The sequence below is a fragment of the Mycobacterium sp. genome (assembly GCF_049281135.1).
Classification (GTDB): Bacteria; Actinomycetota; Actinomycetes; order Mycobacteriales; family Mycobacteriaceae; genus Mycobacterium.
Genome location: NZ_JBAPRN010000163.1, coordinates 1 through 1,522, shown reverse-complemented (window position 1 = coordinate 1,522; position 1,522 = coordinate 1). Strand labels below are relative to the sequence as shown.

Genomic DNA, 1,522 nt, shown 5'->3' with positions numbered 1-1,522 from the left:
CCTCTATTCGTGAGACACTGGTACAGATACGGAGGACCCTCCGTTTGTTCGACTGTAACAGAAACGGAGGATCCTCCCCTTTGGCCGAGACTGTTCGGTCCGACGCCCGCCGCAATCGGGAGAAGCTGCTCGAGGTGGCGACCGCGGCATTCACCGCCGCCGACGGGCGGCCGGTGTCGCTGGAGTCGATCGCCCGCGACGCCGGTGTCGGCATCGGCACGCTGTATCGCCATTTCCCCAATCGGGAGGCGCTGGTCGAGGCGATTTTCCGGACTGAGCTCGCCGAAGTGGCCGCCGCCGCCGAACAGCTGCTGAAGCGGCATCCACCGAAGGCTGCGCTGCGCCGGTGGATGGACCGCTATGCGAGCTTCGTCGCCGCCAAACGCGGGATGGCCGAGTCGCTGCACGCGATGTTCGACTCCGGCGCGATGCAGCCCAGTCAGACCCGCGACAGTATCGCCGGTGCCGTCGAGTTGCTGTTGCGGGCCGGCGCCGACGACGGCAGCCTGCGCTCCGATGTGCCGGCCGACGACGTGGTGTCCAGCCTGATCGGCATCTTCTTGGCCAGCGGTTCGCCCGAGCAGACCGGCCGGCTGCTCGACTTGTTGGTAGCCGGCGTCGCCACATCGGGAATCAATTGACGCTGCGCGTGGTAGAAGCAGGCATGAAACTCAATGACGCTGCGCGTGAACTGATCGGCGACGGCGCCGACGCCACCCTGGTCACCCTGAACCCCGACGGCAGTCCCCAGGTGAGCGTGGTCTGGGTGGCCCTGCGATCCACACCCGACGGCGACGAGCTGGTGACCGGACATCTCGCCGAGCACAAGAAGGTCCGCAATGTCCGCCACGATCCTCGTGTCGCGGTGACGATCGTGAATCCGGGCGACGTGGGCAAATCCCTGCGGTCGTATATCTCGATCGACGGGACCGCGCGCATCGAGGAGGGCGGCGCCCCGGAGCTGCTCAAGGCGCTGTCGCAGGAGCTGTTGGACCCGAACGTGTTTCCGCCGAAGGACGCACCGCCGGGGTTCGTGACCCACATCCGCATCGACAAAGTCGGCGGGGTCGGCGTCTAATCGTCCGTCGAACGTGAAGCCAGTTTCACGTTGACCAGCGAGCGTGAAGCCAGTTTCACGTTCGACCCGAAAAACTCAGCCGACCGCGCGGCCGGCGCCTTCCCAAAAGCGCGCCCGCACGGCCTTCTTGTCCGGCTTGCCCAGCCCGGTCAACGGCAGCGCGTCGACGATCTCGATCCGCTTGGGTGATTGCACCGAACCCTTGCGGTCCTTGACCGCGGCCTGGATCTCGGAGGTCATCGCCTCGATCGCGGCGTCGTCGGTCGGTGCGTCGGAGCGCAACACCACAACCGCGGTCACGGCCTCGCCCCACTTGTCGTCCGGCGTGCCGACCACGCATACCTGCGCGACCGCCGCATGCTCGGCGATGACGTCCTCCACTTCGCGGGGGAAGACGTTGAAGCCGCCGGTGACGATCATGTCCTTGACCCGGTCGACGATGAA

Annotated in this window: 3 protein-coding genes; 2 read left to right on the top strand and 1 reads right to left on the bottom strand. The window is 66.4% G+C overall.

What is annotated here, in order from left to right:
- Positions 1-80 precede the first annotated feature (80 nt).
- Positions 81-641 carry a TetR/AcrR family transcriptional regulator gene (locus WAN02_RS06620; RefSeq protein WP_422263368.1) on the top strand — a complete coding sequence of 187 codons (561 nt, stop codon included), beginning with the start codon at positions 81-83 and terminating at the stop codon, positions 639-641.
- A 23-nt stretch (positions 642-664) separates the two neighbouring features.
- Complete coding sequence (locus tag WAN02_RS06615) at positions 665-1,078, top strand: PPOX class F420-dependent oxidoreductase (RefSeq protein ID WP_422263367.1); 414 nt, start codon at positions 665-667, stop codon at positions 1,076-1,078.
- Positions 1,079-1,153: 75 nt separating this feature from the next.
- On the opposite strand, the gene WAN02_RS06610 is transcribed toward WAN02_RS06615, so the two are convergent.
- Positions 1,154-1,522: AMP-binding enzyme (locus tag WAN02_RS06610; RefSeq protein ID WP_422263366.1), on the bottom strand; the 369-nt coding region annotated here is incomplete at its 5' end.

Bases quoted from the DNA above. Each gene is read 5' to 3' on its own strand.
- WAN02_RS06615 (WP_422263367.1), top strand. From the start codon at position 665: ATGAAACTCAATGACGCTGCGCGTGAACTGATCGGCGACGGCGCCGAC.